Genomic DNA, 16,625 nt, shown 5'->3' with positions numbered 1-16,625 from the left:
CGACTTGAGCCGCCAATGTAATGGGGCACGCACGAAACGTCCAGATACGAAAAAGAGTCACACGAGCGCGTGGTCTCGCGTGACTCTTCGATACAGCCCCGCTTCAACGAGGGAGAAATCCGTTTAAATCTGGCGGCGCAGTTCGGCCGGCGGCACCTTCATCAGATGGCGGTATTTCGCCACCGTGCGTCGTGCCACCAGCACCCCCTGATCCGCCAGCATCCTCGCGAGCGTCACATCCGATAGCGGATCGCGCGTGTTCTCCGCGGCGATCATTTCCTTGAGCAGCGCGCGCACAGCGGCGGCCGAACAGGTGCCGCCACTTTCCGTGCCGAGCTCTCGCGGGAAGAAGTGCTTGAACTCGAAAATGCCGCGTGGCGTGGCCATATATTTGTTGCCGGTCGCGCGCGAGATGGTGGACTCGTGCAGACCGAGTTCTTCGGCCACATCGCGCAGCACCATCGGTTTGAGCGCGATTTCACCGTATTGGAAAAAGGCCTTCTGATACGCGACGATGCATTCGGCCACGCGCTGAATCGTATCGAAGCGCTGCTGCGCATTGCGGATCAGCCAGCGCGCTTCCTGCAATTGCTGCGCTAGCGGCGAGCGGCTTGCACCGGCCGACTGCGCGAACAGCTCGGCGTACATGCGATGAATGCGCGCGCGCGGCTGCACGGCGGGATTGATCGTCACCACCCATTTGTTGCGCACCTGACGCACGATCACGTCCGGCACCACGTAGTTGTCGTCGGTGCGGCCGTAGTTGTTACCCGGCTTCGGATCAAGCTTGCGCACGAGTGCGCAGGCTACCCGCAGTTCTTCGGCGCCGCAGCCGATCTGCTTTTGCAGTTCAGCCTGTTCGCGGCGCGCGAGCCGTTCGAGATGATGCTCGACGATTTGCCGCGCCACATCGCGTCCCGGCGTGTCGGCGGGTAAGGCATTGACTTGCAGCGACAAACACTCGGACAGCGAGCGAGCGCCGAGACCGGGGCGATCGAGCGATTGCACGAGGCGCAACGCCACCAGCAATTCTTCTTCGGTCAGTTCGGGGTCGAGATCGACGCTACCCGCAAGATCGCAGAGATCCTGACGCAGATAGCCATCGTCGTCGAGCGCCTCGATGATGAAGCGGGCCACTGCCCGGTCACGGTCATCGAGCCGATACAGACGCAATGAATCGTGCAACTGCTCGCGCAAGGTCGGCTGGGCGCGCGCCCATTCGGCGGGATCGTTACTGTCGGCATCGCCGTTCTGGCGCATCGAACCGCGGCTACCGTAATCACCCGAAAAATCGCCGGGCATATCGTCCTGCCCCGCGCTCTCCATCGGGTCGCCGCCGCTGGCTTCAGCCGGCGACGATACAGGTTCGGCTGCGGCAACCGTGTCCGTGGCGAGCGTCACGCCAGTGTCATCACCCTGCGTGGTGGTGGCGAGCGCGACGTCTTCCGTGTCTGTCGAGTCGTACTCGAGGAACGGATTGGTGTCGAGCGCAGTGCGCAACTCCTGCTGGAACTCCAGTGACGACAACTGCAACAGACGCACCGATTGCTGCAGACGCGGCGTGAGTGCGAGAGACTGCCTTGTGCGTAGTTCAATTGACGGCATTGTAGTGAGGTCCCGTTAATAGCTAAGAAAGGGTGCGTGGCCTCGATAGAGCAACTGTCATACCAACTCGCCCAACACGCTGTTTTTTCTCAGCTTTGCCGTTTCAGGGCCGCCGTTTGCGCAGCCCGCGAAGCCCATTTTTACAAGGACCCGGCAATTTCCGGTCGCGAGCCTTACAGACTGCCGTATCGCGCGCCGGCCCCTCCTCTCCCCGCTATTCCTCAGCTAAATGCATAAGGCGTAACAGCTTTTCCCGCCATCGGGGCAGCCGTACGGCGCGCTGGGCACGTGCCTTGCGGACCAGCACGATGTGGACGGACCTGGGTCTTGATACGCGAATCGATCGACCGCAGGCAACAGGACCGCATCTTTCATCACTATCCAAAGGAGAACCTATGAAGACGATCCAACTTCTGAAGACCGCAGGCAGCATCGCTTGTGTCGCATTCGCGCTGAACGCGACGGCGCAGACCAGCACGTCGGCCCCCTCGGCAGCATCCGAAACCGTCGGCCAGCACATCGACGACGGCACCATCACCACCAAAGCCAAGGCCGAATTGCTCAGCGCGAAGAACGTCAAGTCGACCCACATTCACGTGAAGACCCGCAAGGGCGTGGTGTGGCTCACGGGCTCCGTGCCGACGGCGGACGACAAGGCCGCCGCGGAAGAAGTCGTAAAAGGCGTCGATGGCGTGTCCAGCGTGAAGAACCATTTGAAGGTCGCGGCGGAATAGGCGCTGGCGGTCCGATAGAAGAGAGTCGGCTTCGGCCGGCTCTTTTTGCTGGGACATCGGTTGGTACAGTTGCAGGTACAGCGCAAGATGCGCGACGTAAAGTCTCTTTGCGACAAGTACCTCAGCGGCTTTCAGTTTGACGAATGGTGTTGATGGGCTTCATTGAACCGCCCTCACACGTGGTTCGTCAGCGGGAGCGGCCAGTTCGTTAGCAAGGAGTTCCAGTTTGAGCGGCGCATCGGCGGAGAGCGTTTTCTTTGGAACGACACGACGCCAGGCCCCGTTCGAATCCGGGTCCCGGTAGAACGCGACGATACCGACGTATTCCGTGTCGGGCTGCATCGGCTGCGACACGCTTGCGGAAGCGCCGGGATTGACTACCGTCGCAATGCTGGCCTGCAGATCCTGCGCGAGAACGGTTTTGTCGTTCTTCAGCAGATCGTCATGCGACGCCTTGTCGAAGAGCTTGCGATCCTTGAGCTGGTACACACGCACGGCGACTGACGTCGATCGCTTCGCTTCGTCGGGATTGACCGAGGCGCGCGCGGTCAGGTCGACGTTCAGCACTTTGACCTGTTTGTAGAAGACGGCGTGATACGCGCTCGAGGTCGAGTCCGACACGGTCTGCCATGCGCCACATGCGCTGAGCATCAGGCTGGCGGCAAGAAGGGTCACGGTTAAGGTGGTCGAGCGGATGGGCATTGAGACTCCAGAATCAGGCAGGCGACGCGAGGAATGGGTTTGGCCCCGGTGCCGGAAACGCTTCATAAGAACCGAGCGCAATGGTGATCAGACGTTCGTCGTCTGAAGGCAGGACGGTGGTCCAGGCAAGACGCGGCAACGGACCTTCGTGCGCCACGCCGATTTTCGGCGCAGGGGCTATTCGCGACGATACTTCCATGCGCAGGAACACATCGGCCTTGGTGCCCGCGTATAGACGGATAAAGGCCATCAGCTCGCGGTGCAGCCACGCGCCGGGCAACAGGTCGTGGGCCTGTTGCGCACTCGCCGGCCGCAAAGTCACGCGGGCGGCACGGCTCCGATACACGAGGCGCGTGCCGAGCACGTAGCCGCCACCGAGGCCACGGCGCCTGTCCTCACCCTGTGCGCCGTCGGCACGGCCCACAGACGTGAGCGGTTGAGGTCGTCCGGCGCCCTTGAGGGTCGGGAAGAACTCGTCGACACGAACATCGACGCCGGGCGCGGCCAGTGCGACGACTCCGGCAAGACCTTCAGGCGTGCGCGTGCGCTGGATCAGCAACCCTAGCAACGCGAGTACACGCGAGTCGGGCAACCCGGCGCGCGCCGGCTTCTCGCCCCAGCCGAAACCCGCCAGAGACAGCAGCTTGCGCGAATGCGCGTCGGTGCCGCCCGGACGAAAGCCGATCGGATAGCGGTACTTTTTCCACGCGCGAAACAGCAGCGTGACAAACCGGTGATTGAACTGGTCGAGAAACGCTTCGAGCGCTTCGTGCCCTTCCGTTCGTAGCACGATGTCGTCGATCATGTGCGAGGGCATGGCTGCGTCCACGCCGTACAGGCCCATGAATGTCGTGTACACGGTCGGCGGGGCGATGAGTCCGTTGGGTCCGTTCGTGACGCCCTGCTCGCCAAACTCGACCGAGGCGATTTCGCCCGCCGGAAAACCAACGCGAGCGCGCGGACGGAATCTCACGGGCTCGTGCTCCGGCGTGTCCCGCGTACCGAAGCCGGGGCGTTCAGGTACGCGCACTTCGAGCAATTGGCATAACTGCATGAAGTTCATCATCGGCGCGCGTGCAAGCAGCGATGCGACCAGCGGCTCCAGGTTGGGCAGCTCGCTCGGCTTCATAGCGGGGAGCGCAGCGCCTTGCTGCGCGGCCATTCAGTGCGTTGCTGCGACGGCAGGCTCACGATCGCGAGCTTCGTGAACAGGTTGATTTCCGCATACAGCGCGAAGAACCGGTGCAGCAGTTCACCGAACAGCATCACGTCGCCTTCGCCCGCGAATGCGTGGCTGTCGAGCGTGACCTCGATCAGCACACCCCGTTCGACCGAACCGCCCGACACCTCTTCGAGCAGTTCCTCCGACACATGCAGGATGCCCGCGAGGTGCGAGAGCACACGCCACTGGAAGCGGTCGCCGGTGGGTGGATAAAGCGGCAGCGTCGGCGCCGCCAGATTGCGCACGGCCGACACATTCGGCGTGCTCTCGCACAGTTCGTTGATGTTCGCTTCGCGCAACCCCTTTCTCGGCAGCATGCCGTTCGTGCCCGTGACGCGTAGCGACAGGTTTTCCGCTGGCAGATCCTCCATTGACTCCCACGCGTGGCCGCCAAGGATGAGCCACGTGTCATGCAGGCCTGTCACGCCCTGCCTTACGCGCGTATGGAAGTACCGCTCTGGTGCCTCATGGCGCAGCATCCCGCCGCGATGCCGGAACGTCGCGAACGGCACATACTCGTAACGCTGTGCATTGGCATGATCGAACGACTCGATCGCGTCGACCGAGTAGGTTTCGACGTTGCCCCCTGGTGGCCGGCGGCCACGACCCGGTATTCCGTCTCGTGATGGTTGACGTCGATCGGCTCGGCGTCGAGCGGAAACAGGTTGATGACCGGCGTGCAAAAGAGCCGCACGTTCTCCGCCGCGAAGCGCTGGTCGGAGGGGTAAGCGTGCTTGAGCAGGATTTCCAGTTCGAAGCTGAACACGTTCGCTGGCAGTTTTGCCAGGTCCAGACCGCACAGATCAACGAACAGGAATTTCTCGCGAAACACGAAGTATTCGAGCAGCAACTGGTACCTGTACAAGGCGGTGACGAGCGGCCAGACGCTGAAGTCGATCGAGATCAAGTGGTACAAGATCGATGATGCGGGCAAGGAAAAGGAATACTTCAACACGAAGCTCGACAACGTAAAGGTCGTGTTGGTCAAGCCGAAGATGCTCGACATCAAGAACCCGGCATTTGAAAAGCACAACCACCTCGAAGAAATCGAATTGCGCTACGAAAAAATTACGTGGTCGTACAAGGATGGCAACATCATTCACGCCGACAGCTGGAACGAACGCTCGTAAGGTTCTCTGAAAGACTGGCACACGCCTCCTGATCCCCCGCATCAGGTGCTCGTCCGCCTCCTTTCGCCAGCCCACCCTGTGGTGCTGGCGCTTCTTCACATCCCGGGGCCGCGCACGCTCCGGGCTCTCTCTTTTTTCGTGACGACCATGACGCTGCGCGACGACCCAAGGAAGTCCCCGCGGGACTCCACGCATCTGCTTCGCAAGCTCAACCCGCACTGCGCAAGCGTGCTGGCCGACGCAGCCAGTCTGTGCAACGCACGCCTGCACGGCGAAATTACGCCTGAACACTGGTTGCTAAAACTGATCGAGCGCGGCGACGGGGATATCCCGGCGATCCTGCGACACTACGAAATCGACATCGACACGGTGTGGGATGCGTTGCTTGCCTCGCTCGAACGTCTGCCACGCGAGTTGCGCGGCAAGCCTGCCCTGTCGCGCTCGCTCGCCGAGGTGCTGGAGGGCGCATGGTTTCACGCATCCGCCGTCGGCGATATGCCCACGATACGTTCGAGCCACGTATTGCAGGCGCTGGTGGACGCCCCCCACTGCATGCGCGCCACCGACGCGTGGCCGCTCCTGTCCATCAGTGCGGCACAGATCCAGCGGCTCGCCGCTGTGATCGACCGGCAATCGGTCGAAGCCCATGACGATACGCCGCCTGGAACACCCGACAGCAATACGCTCGAACCCGAGCAGACGAGCGGCACAGAAAACGAAACCGCTCCGAACAAATCCACGAAACCGCCCTCCCGACCGCGCACGATGCATCCAGACGGCGAGGCCCTCGCCCGCTTCGCCATCGACCTGACGGCAAAGGCACAGCGCGGCGAAATCGATCCGGTATTCGGACGGGATCGCGAAATCCAGCAGGTTGTGGACGTACTCGCGCGGCGTCGCAAGAACAATCCGATCCTGGTCGGCGAGCCGGGCGTGGGCAAAACCGCCCTCGTCGAAGGCCTGGCGCTCCGCGTCGCAGAGGGATCCGTGCCAGACGTGATCCGCGACGTACGCATATTGACGCTCGACCTGGGCCTGCTGCAGGCAGGCGCCGGTGTAAAGGGGGAATTCGGGCAGCGCCTGAAAAACGTGATCGACGAAGTGCAGCAGTCGGATGTACCGGTACTGCTCTTTATCGACGAGGCGCACACGCTGATCGGCGCCGGCAACGCGACCGGCGGCGCCGATGCGGCGAACCTCCTGAAGCGCGCCCTTGCGCGCGGCGAACTGCGCACGATCGCCGCAACCACCTGGTCCGAGTACAAGGAATATTTCGAGCGCGACGCGGCGCTTGAACGGCGCTTCCAGGTAATCAAAGTCGACGAGCCGGATGACACCGCCGCATGCCTGATGCTCCGGGGGTTGGCAAGTCGCTACGCGAAACACCACGGCGTACACATCCTCGATGAGGCCATCACGGCGGCGGTCAAACTGTCACGCCGCTATATCCCGGCCCGCCAACTCCCCGACAAGGCAGTCGATCTGATCGACACTGCCGCTGCGCGGGTGCGCATGGGGCTGGAATCGCCCCCCGTTGAGCTCCAGCGAGCCGGCGCTACGGTCGCCGCACTCGAACTGAAAATCAGCACGCTCGCCGCAGACCAGCGGGCCGGTGCGCCGAACCTGCAGGAGCGGCATGATGCCCTGCAGGCCGCGGTAACCGATGCGCGTGCGGAACGTGATGCGCTGCAACAACGCTACACACACGAGCTTGAACTGGTCAACGCGGTGTTGAAGGGGAAGCATCGTGCGATGGCAATGACGCGCTCGCTATCGCCAGGCAGGCGGTAATCGACGCACAGCGAAAGACGCCCCTGGTCTTTATCGATGTGGATGGACAGGCCATCGCCCGCGTGGTGGCCGAGTGGACCGGCGTGCCGGTTGGCAATCTGCTCGAGGACGAACTGACCGGGCTGAGAGGCAAAACCGAAACGGCACTCGCGCTTGCGGACCTGCTGTTTGGCGGCGAAGCCGCGCTGACAACAATCAATATGTCGGAGTATCAGGAGGCTCATACCGTTTCTCAACTGAAGGGGGCGCCTCCGGGTTATGTCGGCTACGGCCGCGGCGGAATTCTGACCGAGGCCGTCCGGCAGCGGCCCTATAGCGTCGTATTGCTCGACGAAGTTGAGAAAGCACACCGTGACGTACTCGATATGTTCTATCAGGTGTTCGATCGCGGCACGATGCGCGACGGCGAAGGCCGTGAGATCGACTTCCGCAATTGCGTAATCCTGATGACGTCCAATCTCGGCAGCGCGCAGATCGACGAGGCCACGACGGAGAACCCCGGCATTTCGCAGGCGGCACTTCTCGACGCGATTCACCCGCAGCTTGTCGCGCATTTCCAGCCCGCGCTGCCTGCCCGGTTCCAGACGCTGGTCTACCGGCCGCTCGACGCCACGGCACTCGCGTCGATCGTGCGACTGAAGGTTGCGAAGATCGCCGAACGTCTGCGTCGTCTTTACGACGTCGTGCTCGTCTGCGACGACGCGTTGACCGGATCGCTCGCGCAGTTGTGCCTCGCACGGGAATCCGGCGCGCGCAGCGTCGATGCGTTCCTCAACGAGCGCATTCTTCCCTCCGTGTCGCGTGAACTCCTGGCACGGAGTGCTGAAGGCTTGCTGCCAGCAGAAATTCACCTGTCGATGTCGCCCGGGACGTCGCAGAACGAGCGTCTCGTGATTGACTTCATCGATCGCCTCGACAAATCGTCGCCTGCCAATGCAGTCGCTAACGATCCGGTTACGGCCGGTACCTGACGGAGAACCCGATGCCAGCCGGCCCTTCCCTGTACGACAAGCTGCTCGGCCAGATCGGTGGCGAGCCGCTGGATGCTTACGACGACAGGACACTCGAGATACTGAGCATTCAGCAGAACATCCGTCGCATTCTCAACGCGCGGGCCGGCGCGCTCAAGCACCTGCCGGACTACGGACTCCCGGATCTCACGAATATCTACAAAGCGCTACCCGCTTCGGCCCATTTGCTCAAGCAACAGATGGAGGCGACATTGCTGGTGTACGAACCGCGAATCCGGTCAATCGACGTGGAATACATCGACAATCCTGACCCCGGCGTCCTGGTGAGCTACGAAATGACGTGTCATCTGAAGAAAGCCGGACTGGTGCGGTTCGGAACATACTTCGAGCCGCCGGGCCGGATGCGGGTACAGCGGATTCAGGCGGAACGCTGAAATCGGCCGCTCAGGCATCGAGCCCGACTTGCGCCGGGCCGTTTTGCCGTCTGTCGCATCCACATCCACACGCAAGCTATCCCCTCGCTCAAGCATGCTTCTCGCTGAATTCGTTGCTGAATTCATTGAGCGGCTCGGGCGTTTTGCGTGGATCGAAGTCGGCCCAGCGCCCTTGTTGCCAGCGCCCGCTCGCCCGTTCGATTGCCGCGCCCCCTGCTTCGCGTAAAACGCGAGCGGCGTCGAGTTGATTGTCGGGCGACACATGCACGGCTACCAGCACGCCGGAAGCGCGCATTTCTTCATGAAATGGCAAATGGTGGCCGACATGGCCGCCTTCGCGAGCGCGCGCCATCGCCCCGACCCACGAGCCAAGGTAAGCACCGACGCCAGCCGCAATCAGCAACACCGGTAGAGACGCCGAGAATGCCGCGAAAATCGCAACGCCGACTACCGCGCCCGCCACCGCACCAATAGTGACGCCCATCCTGTGGTACCCCTTCGGCGCTTCCCTTGCGCCCGGCTCGCTATGGGTATCGCCGCCGGTCGCAAAACGCGCGTGCTGGCCGCGCGGATTGACGAAAAACAGCGTCACGTCTTCTTCGACGAAACCTTCATTGAAGAGCTTTTGCGCCGCATCTTCAGCGGCGGGGAAAGTCGTAAACCGTGCTGCGACGATGAGTGACATAAGGCCTCCTTACATCGTTGAATCGCGTTTTGCGGACCCTGCCGCTGCACAGCATCGCGTTAAAAATACGCGCATGCGGCAGGTGGACGGACAGTTGGAATGCCCCCGAATTACGCGGTGGCGCCGCGATCGGTTTCCATGCCTTCCCCTCCGAACAGTCCACCCTGCAACACTACGCCTTCGCCGCCGTTCTGGTCGAGTGTTTCCACCGCTAGAATACGGGTCTTTCATGCTGCGACAGGCCCTTTCCCCTCCGATGACCGCTCCCGACGACTCAAGACGTGCAGCGCGGACGAACGCCGCCGACTCGCTGTTTACTTTTCTCAAGTCGCTCCCGCTTCGCGACCGGCTGGCGGAAGGCGGCGTGATGGCCGCGCAGGCGGTGGCCGGCGCAAGCCTCGCTTTCGCGATCGGCCGCTGGTTGCATACCGAGCAGGCCTTCTGGGCCGCGATTACGGCGATCGCAGTCAGCCAGCATAGTTATATCGACACCCGCAAACTCTCGCGTGATCAGTTCATCGGCGCGATGGTCGGGGGCGTCTGCGGTCTCGTCGGCGCAACGCTCGGTGCTGGCAGTCTCGCGGCTTACGGGGCCACCGTTGCTGTGGCAATCGTGATTTGCTGGGTCGTGAACGTGGGCAGCGCCGCACGTCTGGGCGGCATTACCGCGACCATCATGCTGTTGGTGCCGGGCGTCGGTTCGCCATGGGACAAGGCCCTGCTGCGCCTCGGCGAAGTCACGCTGGGCACGGTCTGTGCGTTGCTGGTGACCGTGATCATGTCGTGGATCGAAAAACGCTGGCTCGGCAGACCCGAGAAGGCCTAGCCGGTTTTCTGATCGCTCTCTGGCAGTTGACGCCGGTATCGTCCCGGCGTCACGCCGACGCTCTGCTGAAACGCCTTGCCGAACGCGGCTTCCGATTGATACCCCACTGCCTCGCCGATCTCCGCCGCGCTGCGTTGCGTGCGTCGCAGCAGATCGCACGCAATTGTCATGCGGATTTGCGTAAGAAAGTCCATCACCGTCATGCCCGCGCGCTCATTGAAGTGACGTGCGTAGGTTGCGCGGGACATCGCCGCGAGCTCGCCCAGTTCCGCGATCGTCCACGCCCGCTCAGGAGCACTCAGCATGCCTTGTACAGAAGCGCCGAGACGCGCATCGGCCAGCAGCGCCAGCACGCCTGAGCGGGATGCATTCTGTTCGCCATGCACGCGCAACGCCATCGCGAAGAGTGCGTGGCTCAATGCGGTGACGATCGCGAGCGCGCCGGGCTGACGTTGCTCGGCTTCGGTGCGCATCAATGCGATCACCGTCTGCAACGCGCCGAGCGTTTGCACGCCGCCGAGCGACACATGGAAGGGATCGGGCAGCGCGTTGAGCAGCAACGCGGAAGACCCGGGCGCGTAGACGAACCGGCCGCATAAAAGATCGAGATCGGCGCCGACGGGGGGATTGTGCGCATGGCCGTCGTTTCCGACGATTTCGACGTTTGCGCGCGCCTCGTTGGCCGCTTCGCTGGCGCCGTGATGGTGGGCAACATCACGGCCGTCATTGCGGCGTAACGGCAGCATGCCGTCATGACTCAACGTCAGCGGCGCACCGGCAGCCACCCGCCCGACATCGCGCACCCGATGCGCGGCGCCACGCGGAAACAGCATGAAATCCCCTGCGTGCAATGCAACCTGCGTGCCCCCCGCTGTCTCGACGACGCAAGCGCCGCCTAGCACCAGATGAAACGGCGCGATACCCGCCTCCATCGGCGCATGGTCGATGTCGAAGCCGCCCGTGAGCAGGCAGCGCAGATCGAGGCTGGCCTGCGGCCGGGCAAGATCGATCAGTCGGCTGAGTGTGTCCATGAGACGATCGCGCTAAAAGTTGAGCGAATCGAGTATTCAGGATGTCGCGGCACAGCGCAATACTTTGTCTCACGACACCGGCACCCGCTGGCTCGCTGCAACCAAAGGAGCACTGTCATGTTGAACTGGATCGATTACCGTAAGGAACTGGTTGGCCGCATCGGCGAAATCGCGAAGCTGTCGCCGGAAACCGTGAAGGGCTATCAAGCGATGTCGAGCGCAGGCCAGAAGACCGACCTTCTCGGCGCGAAGACGCGTGAGCTGATTTCGCTTGCGGTAGCCGTGACCACGCATTGTGACGGCTGTATCACCGTGCACGCCGCCGAAGCGCTGAAACACGGCGCCACACGCGAAGAGATCGCCGAAGCGCTCGGTGTGGCGGTGGCCTTGAACGCCGGCGCCGCGATGGTGTACTCGGCACGCACCATGGACGCCGTTGCCGCTTATCAAGCGGACAGCAAGTCTGCCGCGTGAGGCACGCAGCGTAACGCTGTTGTGGCACGCGGTGTAACGGCATTCGGTGTAGCAGCACGCCAAGCCTACGGCGGCCTGCTACACCGCCGCTGCCCTGGCGCCCATCACCTCCCGGCCACACACCGCACGCAGAACCTTCCGGCTAGCGTTGCACCGGATAACGCGCCTCTTCAAGCTGCTTGCGACGCACGTCGCCCTGACGTTCCAGCATCCAGCCCGGGTACTCGGCCGGGAGCGTGCTGACCTGGTCGAGCTTCGCCAGCTCGTCGGCGGTCAACGTGACGCCGGTGGCGGCAATGTTGTCGTCGAGTTGCTCGATTTTCTTCGCCCCGACGATCACCGAGGTCACCACGCGTTGATGCAACAGCCATGCGAGCGCGATCTGCGCCACAGAGGTTTTCTTCACCTCCGCGATATCGCGCATCACGTCGATGCAGTCATAAGCACGCTCGCGATTGACCGGCGGAAAATCGAACGTCGTACGGCGGCTGCCTGCCTCGCCCTGCTGCTCACGCCCATATTTGCCGCTCAGCAAACCGCCCGCGAGCGGACTCCACACCATCAGCCCAAGACCTTCGCTGTGCAGCATCGGCACGAGTTCGCGTTCGAGGTCGCGGCCCGCCAGCGTGTAATACGCCTGTAGCGTTTCAAACCGCGCGAGGCCGAGGCGTTCCGAAATGCCCAGCGCCTTGGCGATCTGCCAGGCGGCCCAGTTCGACACGCCGACATAACGCACGTGACCATGCTGAACCAGCGTATCGAGTGCGCGCACGGTTTCTTCGATCGACGTAGCCGGATCGAAACCGTGGATCTGATACAGGTCGACGTGATCGAGTTGCAGGCGCTTCAGACTCGCCTTGACACCGTCGATGATGTGGTAACGCGAGGCCCCGCGCGCGTTCGGAAACTCTGCCGTCGCGCCGAATACTTTGGTTGCGATCACAACTTTGTCGCGCGGCACTTTAAGGTTTTTCAGCGCCTGGCCGGTGATCTGTTCGGACACGCCCTCTGCATAGACGTCGGCCGTGTCGATGAAATTGATGCCCGCGTCGAGCGCCCGGCCAATGAGCCGCTCCGCGTCCCCCTGCTGCAGATCGCCAATCTGCTTCCAGATGCCTTCGCCACCGCCGAAGGTCATCGTGCCCAGGCACAGCTCTGAAACAAACACACCGGTAAGGCCTAACTGGTTGTATCGCATCGTCGAAACTCCATCGTGGATTCGTGGAACGGTGAGCCGTACAGAGTACTGCACCTGGCGAATTTCGACAGGACACGACTTCAGTCCGAGGCAACCGCGATGCGAACGCGTGTTTCAAATTCCTGACGGTTCGCATCGCGGTTGCCGCAGTATTTTTTACAGGCCAAAGAAATCACCTGTTCTTCTGCAAGCAAGGCGCCATGCGGGTCTCCTGCAAGCGTCGGCGATTCGCAACACATCCGTAAGTTATGCCGGGGGCATTTGGAAAGTTTCAGTAAGACGTGTATAAGTCGGACCATTCCGCTCGCATGGTGTAGTGCCTTTACCAAAAGGACCGCGCGTATGAAGAAGAAGAAGAAAAGGTTTGGAATCGGCCTGGGTAGCGTCGTCCTGCTCTCCAAAGCACTCACCCCTTCGGCGATGGCCGCGTGCAGCAATACCGCGCCGCCGAGCAATACCACAGTCACCTGCACGGGCAGCGGCCTCGCCGCCGTCGTCGCGCAAACCGGCAGCACCGGTGTCACGATCAATGCCGATAGCACCGCCTCGGGCAGCTTCGTGCGCAGCGCCAACCCGGTGGTCTTCAGCGTCGACACGAACAGCACGATCAACGGCAGCGGCAATTTCTCGCTCACAGGCGGCGGCGGAACGGGCACCGTGCGCGGCGCCGTGCTGCTCGGAGTGGGCAACGGCAATCAGGTTACCAACGCTAGCGGCGGGGTCATCACCACGAGCGGCGCCTTCAACGACGGCATGGCCGCCAACGGCAGCGGCAACACGCTGACCAATCGCGGCTCGATCACGACCAGCGGCCCCAACGCATACGGCATGACGGCCGCGTGGGGACAAACGAACGTCGGCCAGTTGAACAACACGCTGATCAACAGCGGCACGGTGACGACCTCGGGCAGCAACGCGCGCGCGGCATCGATTCTGGGCGGCAGCGGCACCATCAGCAACAGCGGCACGCTGTCCACCACGGGCGCGGCCAGTCCAACCGCTTATCTGCAAGGCAATAACGACCAACTGACCAACAGCGGCACGATCAGCGCGAGCGGCAGCGGTTCGGATGCGGTGTTTTCCAACACCGCGGGATCGAGCTTCGTGGCGACGATCCAGAACCTCGCGGGCGGCAGCATCATCAGCCAGAACGGCTCCGGCATCCGCACGCTCAACGGCAACAGCACGATCATCAATGCGGGGCTCGTGCAGAGCGGCATCGGCACCGCCATCACGATGGGCAACGGCAACGACTCGCTGATCCTGCAAACCGGCTCCGTGATCAACGGCACGGCCGATGGCGGCGCGGGAACGAATACGGTGACCTTGCAAGGCTCAGGCACGGCGTCGAATGCGTTTACCAACTTTCAGACCTTGCAGATGCAAGGCGCGTTATGGAACTGGACCGGCAGCGGGACCTTCTCGCTGGCGCACGTGCAGACCGGCACGCTCAATCTCACCGGCACGCTCGGCGCGAGCGCGTCGGCACTCGTCGATAGCGGCGCAACCTTGCAGGCGAATGCGCAGAACCTGCCCGCCAACGTCACCGACAACGGACTCGTGCGGTTTGCCCAGGATACTGCGGGCACCTATGCGGGATCGATCAGCGGCACGGGCGCGCTCGATAAAACCGGTGCCGGCGTGTTGACGCTCGCACCGGCTGCGGCGACTGGCAACACCTACTCGGGAGGCACGACCATCGATCAAGGCACGATCGCCGTCGGCGCGGACAATGCGCTCGGAGCGAACACGGGCGGTGTCACATTCAACGGCGGTGCGCTGCAATTGACGACGAGCTTCGACCTCGCCGGCACGCGTGCGATCACGCTGGCAGCGGGCGGTGGCACGATCGATACGCAAGCGTTCAACACCACGCTCACACAGGCAGTCACCGGGACCGGCGCCCTGACGAAAGCCGGCAGCGGCAGCTTGCTGATGACCGGCGTGAGCACTTATAGCGGCCCGACCACGGTCGCGGCCGGCACCCTCGCGATCGGCGACGCAGCCCATGCCAACGCCGCGCTGACCGGCGGCGGCGCCACCACGGTGGCCGCGGGCGCAACGCTCGGCGGCTACGGCAGCGTGACGGGCGCGGTCACGAACAACGGCACGCTCGCGGTGGCGAATGCATTGCCGTCGTTAGCAAGCGGGGGGAACGGCGCGTTTTCGATCAACGGCTCGCTCGTCAATGCCGGACTCGTGCAGATCGGTGGCCCTGCCGGCGCGGGTGTCGGCAATAGCCTGAATGTGACCGGCAACTATGCCGGACAGAACGGCACCATTGGACTAAACACCGTCGTCGCCGGCGACGGCGCGGCGTCCGATCGTCTCGTGCTGAGCGGTGGCACGGCTACTGGCTCGACGCGACTGCAAGTCACGAATGTTGGCGGCCAAGGCGCACAAACGGTAGCGGACGGCATTCAACTGATTCAGGCGACCAACGGCGCCACCACCGCGTCGAGCGCTTTCACGCTGGCCGCGCCGGTGAAGGCCGGCGCGTACTCCTATTACCTCGCCAAAGGCGGTGTGAGCGGCGGTACGACGGAAAGCTGGTATCTGCGCAATACGGTTGCGCCGCTGCCGAGCGCGACGACAACACCAGGCGGGCCGCCGGTCACGACGCCTGGCGAGCCACCCGTTGCATTGGCGGGCGTACCGCTTGCGGCAGAAGGCACACCACCGCTGCCTCCCGCGCCGCCGGCCGGCTCGGCCGCCACGCCGCTGTATCGCGTCGAAGTACCGGTCTACGCCGCGGCGCCCGGCGTCGCGCGTGAACTCGGCCTGATGCAGATCGATACCTTTCATGACCGGCAAGGCGATCAGGCCTTGCTGAGCGAAAGCGGCAAACTGCCTGCCGCGTGGGGCCGCGTGTGGGGCGGCCATAGCGTGCTGAGCCAGGACGGCGCCGCGAGTCCGCAATTCGACGGCTCCGTGTACGGCATCCAGGCCGGGCAGGACCTTTACGCGGATCGCAGCGCGAGCGGCCAGCGCAATCACTACGGCTTGTTCGTCGGCTTCGCGCGGGCCACTGGCGACGTCGACGGATTCGCGCTCGGCATGCCCAATCTCGCCGTGGGCCACCTCGCGATCAATGCGTATAGCCTCGGCGGCTACTGGACGCATATCGGTCCGGGCGGCTGGTACACGGACGCCGTGCTGATGGGGAGTTCGTTGACCGTCGATCCGGTCTCGCGCGACGGCCTTAACACGACGACGCACGGCAACGCGGTGACCGGTTCGGTCGAAGGCGGCCTGCCGATTCCGCTCGGCGCCGGGCTCACGCTCGAACCCCAGGCGCAACTCGTGTGGCAGCACCTCGCGCTATCCGATTTCAACGATGGCGTGTCGAGCGTCAGTTTTAATAGCGGCAATACTTTCGTAGGACGAATCGGTGCGCGCCTGCAAGGTCAGCTCGATGCGTTCGCGATCGCCTGGCGGCCTTATGTGCGCGTCAGCTTCCTGCGCGAGTTCGGCTCCGACGACAAAGTCACCTTCGACGGCGGGACCGTGTTGCCGGGCAGCGTCGGGCAAAGCGCGGCGCAACTCGGCGCGGGCGTGGTCGGCAAATTCAGCACGTCGGGCAGCGTGTTCGCCACGCTCGGCTGGGTGACGAACCTTGGGGGCGCGCACCAGAGAACGGTGACGGGCGACGCGGGCGTGCGCTGGGTCTGGTAGTTTTGCGCCGTGCTGTACAGGGTGCGCTGCCGGCCCGGTTATTGTCGGCGGTTATTAACGGCGGTTATTGCCGCCGGTTTCCACACGACCTTTGCCACCTGACCATCGGCAAAGCCGGTAAAAACCTGCCAGACTGATCGCTTCTCT

At 63.2% G+C, this 16,625-nt stretch carries 11 protein-coding genes and 3 pseudogenes; 7 read left to right on the top strand and 7 right to left on the bottom strand.

Going from position 1 to position 16,625, the window contains the following annotated elements; translation table 11 throughout:
• Positions 1-123 precede the first annotated feature (123 nt).
• A complete protein-coding gene (locus B0G76_RS24975) occupies positions 124-1,605 on the bottom strand; it encodes an RNA polymerase factor sigma-54 (RefSeq protein WP_120294885.1) in 1,482 nt (493 codons plus the stop codon).
• A 395-nt stretch (positions 1,606-2,000) separates the two neighbouring features.
• Here B0G76_RS24975 and B0G76_RS24970 point away from each other — a divergent pair, with 395 nt between their 5' ends.
• The gene (locus tag B0G76_RS24970) at positions 2,001-2,339 is read left to right on the top strand and encodes a BON domain-containing protein (RefSeq protein WP_120294884.1); all 339 of its coding nucleotides are present in this window, start codon (positions 2,001-2,003) and stop codon (positions 2,337-2,339) included.
• A gap of 159 nt (positions 2,340-2,498) precedes the next feature.
• On the opposite strand, the gene tssJ is transcribed toward B0G76_RS24970, so the two are convergent.
• The 3 genes and pseudogenes from tssJ to B0G76_RS24955 form a co-directional block, all read right to left on the bottom strand.
• The gene (gene tssJ / locus B0G76_RS24965) at positions 2,499-3,041 is read right to left on the bottom strand and encodes a type VI secretion system lipoprotein TssJ (RefSeq protein WP_183082139.1); all 543 of its coding nucleotides are present in this window, start codon (positions 3,039-3,041) and stop codon (positions 2,499-2,501) included.
• Between the two features lie 13 nt (positions 3,042-3,054).
• Positions 3,055-4,170 (bottom strand): type VI secretion system baseplate subunit TssG, encoded by a 1,116-nt coding sequence (tssG, locus tag B0G76_RS24960; protein WP_120296780.1) that lies wholly within the window; start codon positions 4,168-4,170, stop codon positions 3,055-3,057.
• A pseudogene (locus tag B0G76_RS24955) lies at positions 4,167-5,122 on the bottom strand (type VI secretion system baseplate subunit TssF); the annotation flags it as partial. The pseudogene B0G76_RS24955 and the gene tssG, both read right to left, overlap by 4 nt.
• Between B0G76_RS24955 and tssD the strand changes: the two are divergent.
• The 3 genes and pseudogenes from tssD to tssE all read left to right on the top strand — a co-directional run.
• A pseudogene (tssD, locus tag B0G76_RS24950) lies at positions 5,106-5,393 on the top strand (type VI secretion system tube protein TssD); the annotation flags it as partial. The pseudogenes B0G76_RS24955 and tssD sit on opposite strands and share 17 nt — an antisense overlap.
• 147 nt (positions 5,394-5,540) lie before the next feature.
• A pseudogene (locus B0G76_RS24945) lies at positions 5,541-8,155 on the top strand (AAA family ATPase).
• A gap of 11 nt (positions 8,156-8,166) precedes the next feature.
• The gene (tssE, locus tag B0G76_RS24940; RefSeq protein ID WP_120294883.1) at positions 8,167-8,589 is read left to right on the top strand and encodes a type VI secretion system baseplate subunit TssE; all 423 of its coding nucleotides are present in this window, start codon (positions 8,167-8,169) and stop codon (positions 8,587-8,589) included.
• An 88-nt stretch (positions 8,590-8,677) separates the two neighbouring features.
• Here tssE and B0G76_RS24935 read toward each other — a convergent pair whose 3' ends face one another.
• On the bottom strand, positions 8,678-9,274 hold the full coding sequence (locus B0G76_RS24935; RefSeq protein WP_120294882.1) for a glycine zipper domain-containing protein: 597 nt from the start codon (positions 9,272-9,274) through the stop codon (positions 8,678-8,680).
• A gap of 256 nt (positions 9,275-9,530) precedes the next feature.
• On the opposite strand from B0G76_RS24935, the gene B0G76_RS24925 reads away from it, so the two are divergent.
• Positions 9,531-10,100, top strand: a complete 570-nt coding sequence (locus tag B0G76_RS24925; RefSeq protein WP_120294881.1) for an aromatic acid exporter family protein — start codon at positions 9,531-9,533, stop codon at positions 10,098-10,100.
• Here the strand turns inward: B0G76_RS24925 and B0G76_RS24920 are convergent.
• Positions 10,097-11,131, bottom strand: a complete 1,035-nt coding sequence (locus tag B0G76_RS24920; protein ID WP_120294880.1) for an AraC family transcriptional regulator — start codon at positions 11,129-11,131, stop codon at positions 10,097-10,099. The genes B0G76_RS24925 and B0G76_RS24920 overlap by 4 nt on opposite strands.
• 117 nt (positions 11,132-11,248) lie before the next feature.
• Here B0G76_RS24920 and B0G76_RS24915 point away from each other — a divergent pair, with 117 nt between their 5' ends.
• Positions 11,249-11,605: a carboxymuconolactone decarboxylase family protein gene (locus B0G76_RS24915; RefSeq protein WP_120294879.1), complete on the top strand. Its 357-nt coding sequence runs from the start codon at positions 11,249-11,251 to the stop codon at positions 11,603-11,605.
• Positions 11,606-11,747: 142 nt separating this feature from the next.
• On the opposite strand, the gene B0G76_RS24910 is transcribed toward B0G76_RS24915, so the two are convergent.
• Complete coding sequence (locus B0G76_RS24910; RefSeq protein ID WP_120294878.1) at positions 11,748-12,803, bottom strand: aldo/keto reductase; 1,056 nt, start codon at positions 12,801-12,803, stop codon at positions 11,748-11,750.
• A 342-nt stretch (positions 12,804-13,145) separates the two neighbouring features.
• On the opposite strand from B0G76_RS24910, the gene B0G76_RS24905 reads away from it, so the two are divergent.
• Positions 13,146-16,478, top strand: coding sequence for an autotransporter domain-containing protein (locus B0G76_RS24905; protein ID WP_120294877.1), 3,333 nt, complete (start codon positions 13,146-13,148; stop codon positions 16,476-16,478).
• Positions 16,479-16,625: the final 147 nt, after the last annotated feature.

It is taken from the genome of Paraburkholderia sp. BL23I1N1 (genome assembly GCF_003610295.1).
In the GTDB taxonomy this organism is placed as follows: Bacteria; Pseudomonadota; Gammaproteobacteria; order Burkholderiales; family Burkholderiaceae; genus Paraburkholderia.
This window is presented reverse-complemented; position numbering and strand designations above follow the sequence as displayed.

Coding starts and splice junctions, on each gene's coding strand:
- B0G76_RS24975 (WP_120294885.1), bottom strand. CDS start 1,605: ATGCCGTCAATTGAACTACGCACAAGGCAGTCTCTCGCACTCACGCCG.
- B0G76_RS24970 (WP_120294884.1), top strand. CDS start 2,001: ATGAAGACGATCCAACTTCTGAAGACCGCAGGCAGCATCGCTTGTGTC.
- tssJ (WP_183082139.1), bottom strand. CDS start 3,041: ATGCCCATCCGCTCGACCACCTTAACCGTGACCCTTCTTGCCGCCAGC.
- tssG (WP_120296780.1), bottom strand. CDS start 4,170: ATGAAGCCGAGCGAGCTGCCCAACCTGGAGCCGCTGGTCGCATCGCTG.
- tssE (WP_120294883.1), top strand. CDS start 8,167: ATGCCAGCCGGCCCTTCCCTGTACGACAAGCTGCTCGGCCAGATCGGT.
- B0G76_RS24935 (WP_120294882.1), bottom strand. CDS start 9,274: ATGTCACTCATCGTCGCAGCACGGTTTACGACTTTCCCCGCCGCTGAA.
- B0G76_RS24925 (WP_120294881.1), top strand. CDS start 9,531: ATGACCGCTCCCGACGACTCAAGACGTGCAGCGCGGACGAACGCCGCC.
- B0G76_RS24920 (WP_120294880.1), bottom strand. CDS start 11,131: ATGGACACACTCAGCCGACTGATCGATCTTGCCCGGCCGCAGGCCAGC.
- B0G76_RS24915 (WP_120294879.1), top strand. CDS start 11,249: ATGTTGAACTGGATCGATTACCGTAAGGAACTGGTTGGCCGCATCGGC.
- B0G76_RS24910 (WP_120294878.1), bottom strand. CDS start 12,803: ATGCGATACAACCAGTTAGGCCTTACCGGTGTGTTTGTTTCAGAGCTG.
- B0G76_RS24905 (WP_120294877.1), top strand. CDS start 13,146: ATGAAGAAGAAGAAGAAAAGGTTTGGAATCGGCCTGGGTAGCGTCGTC.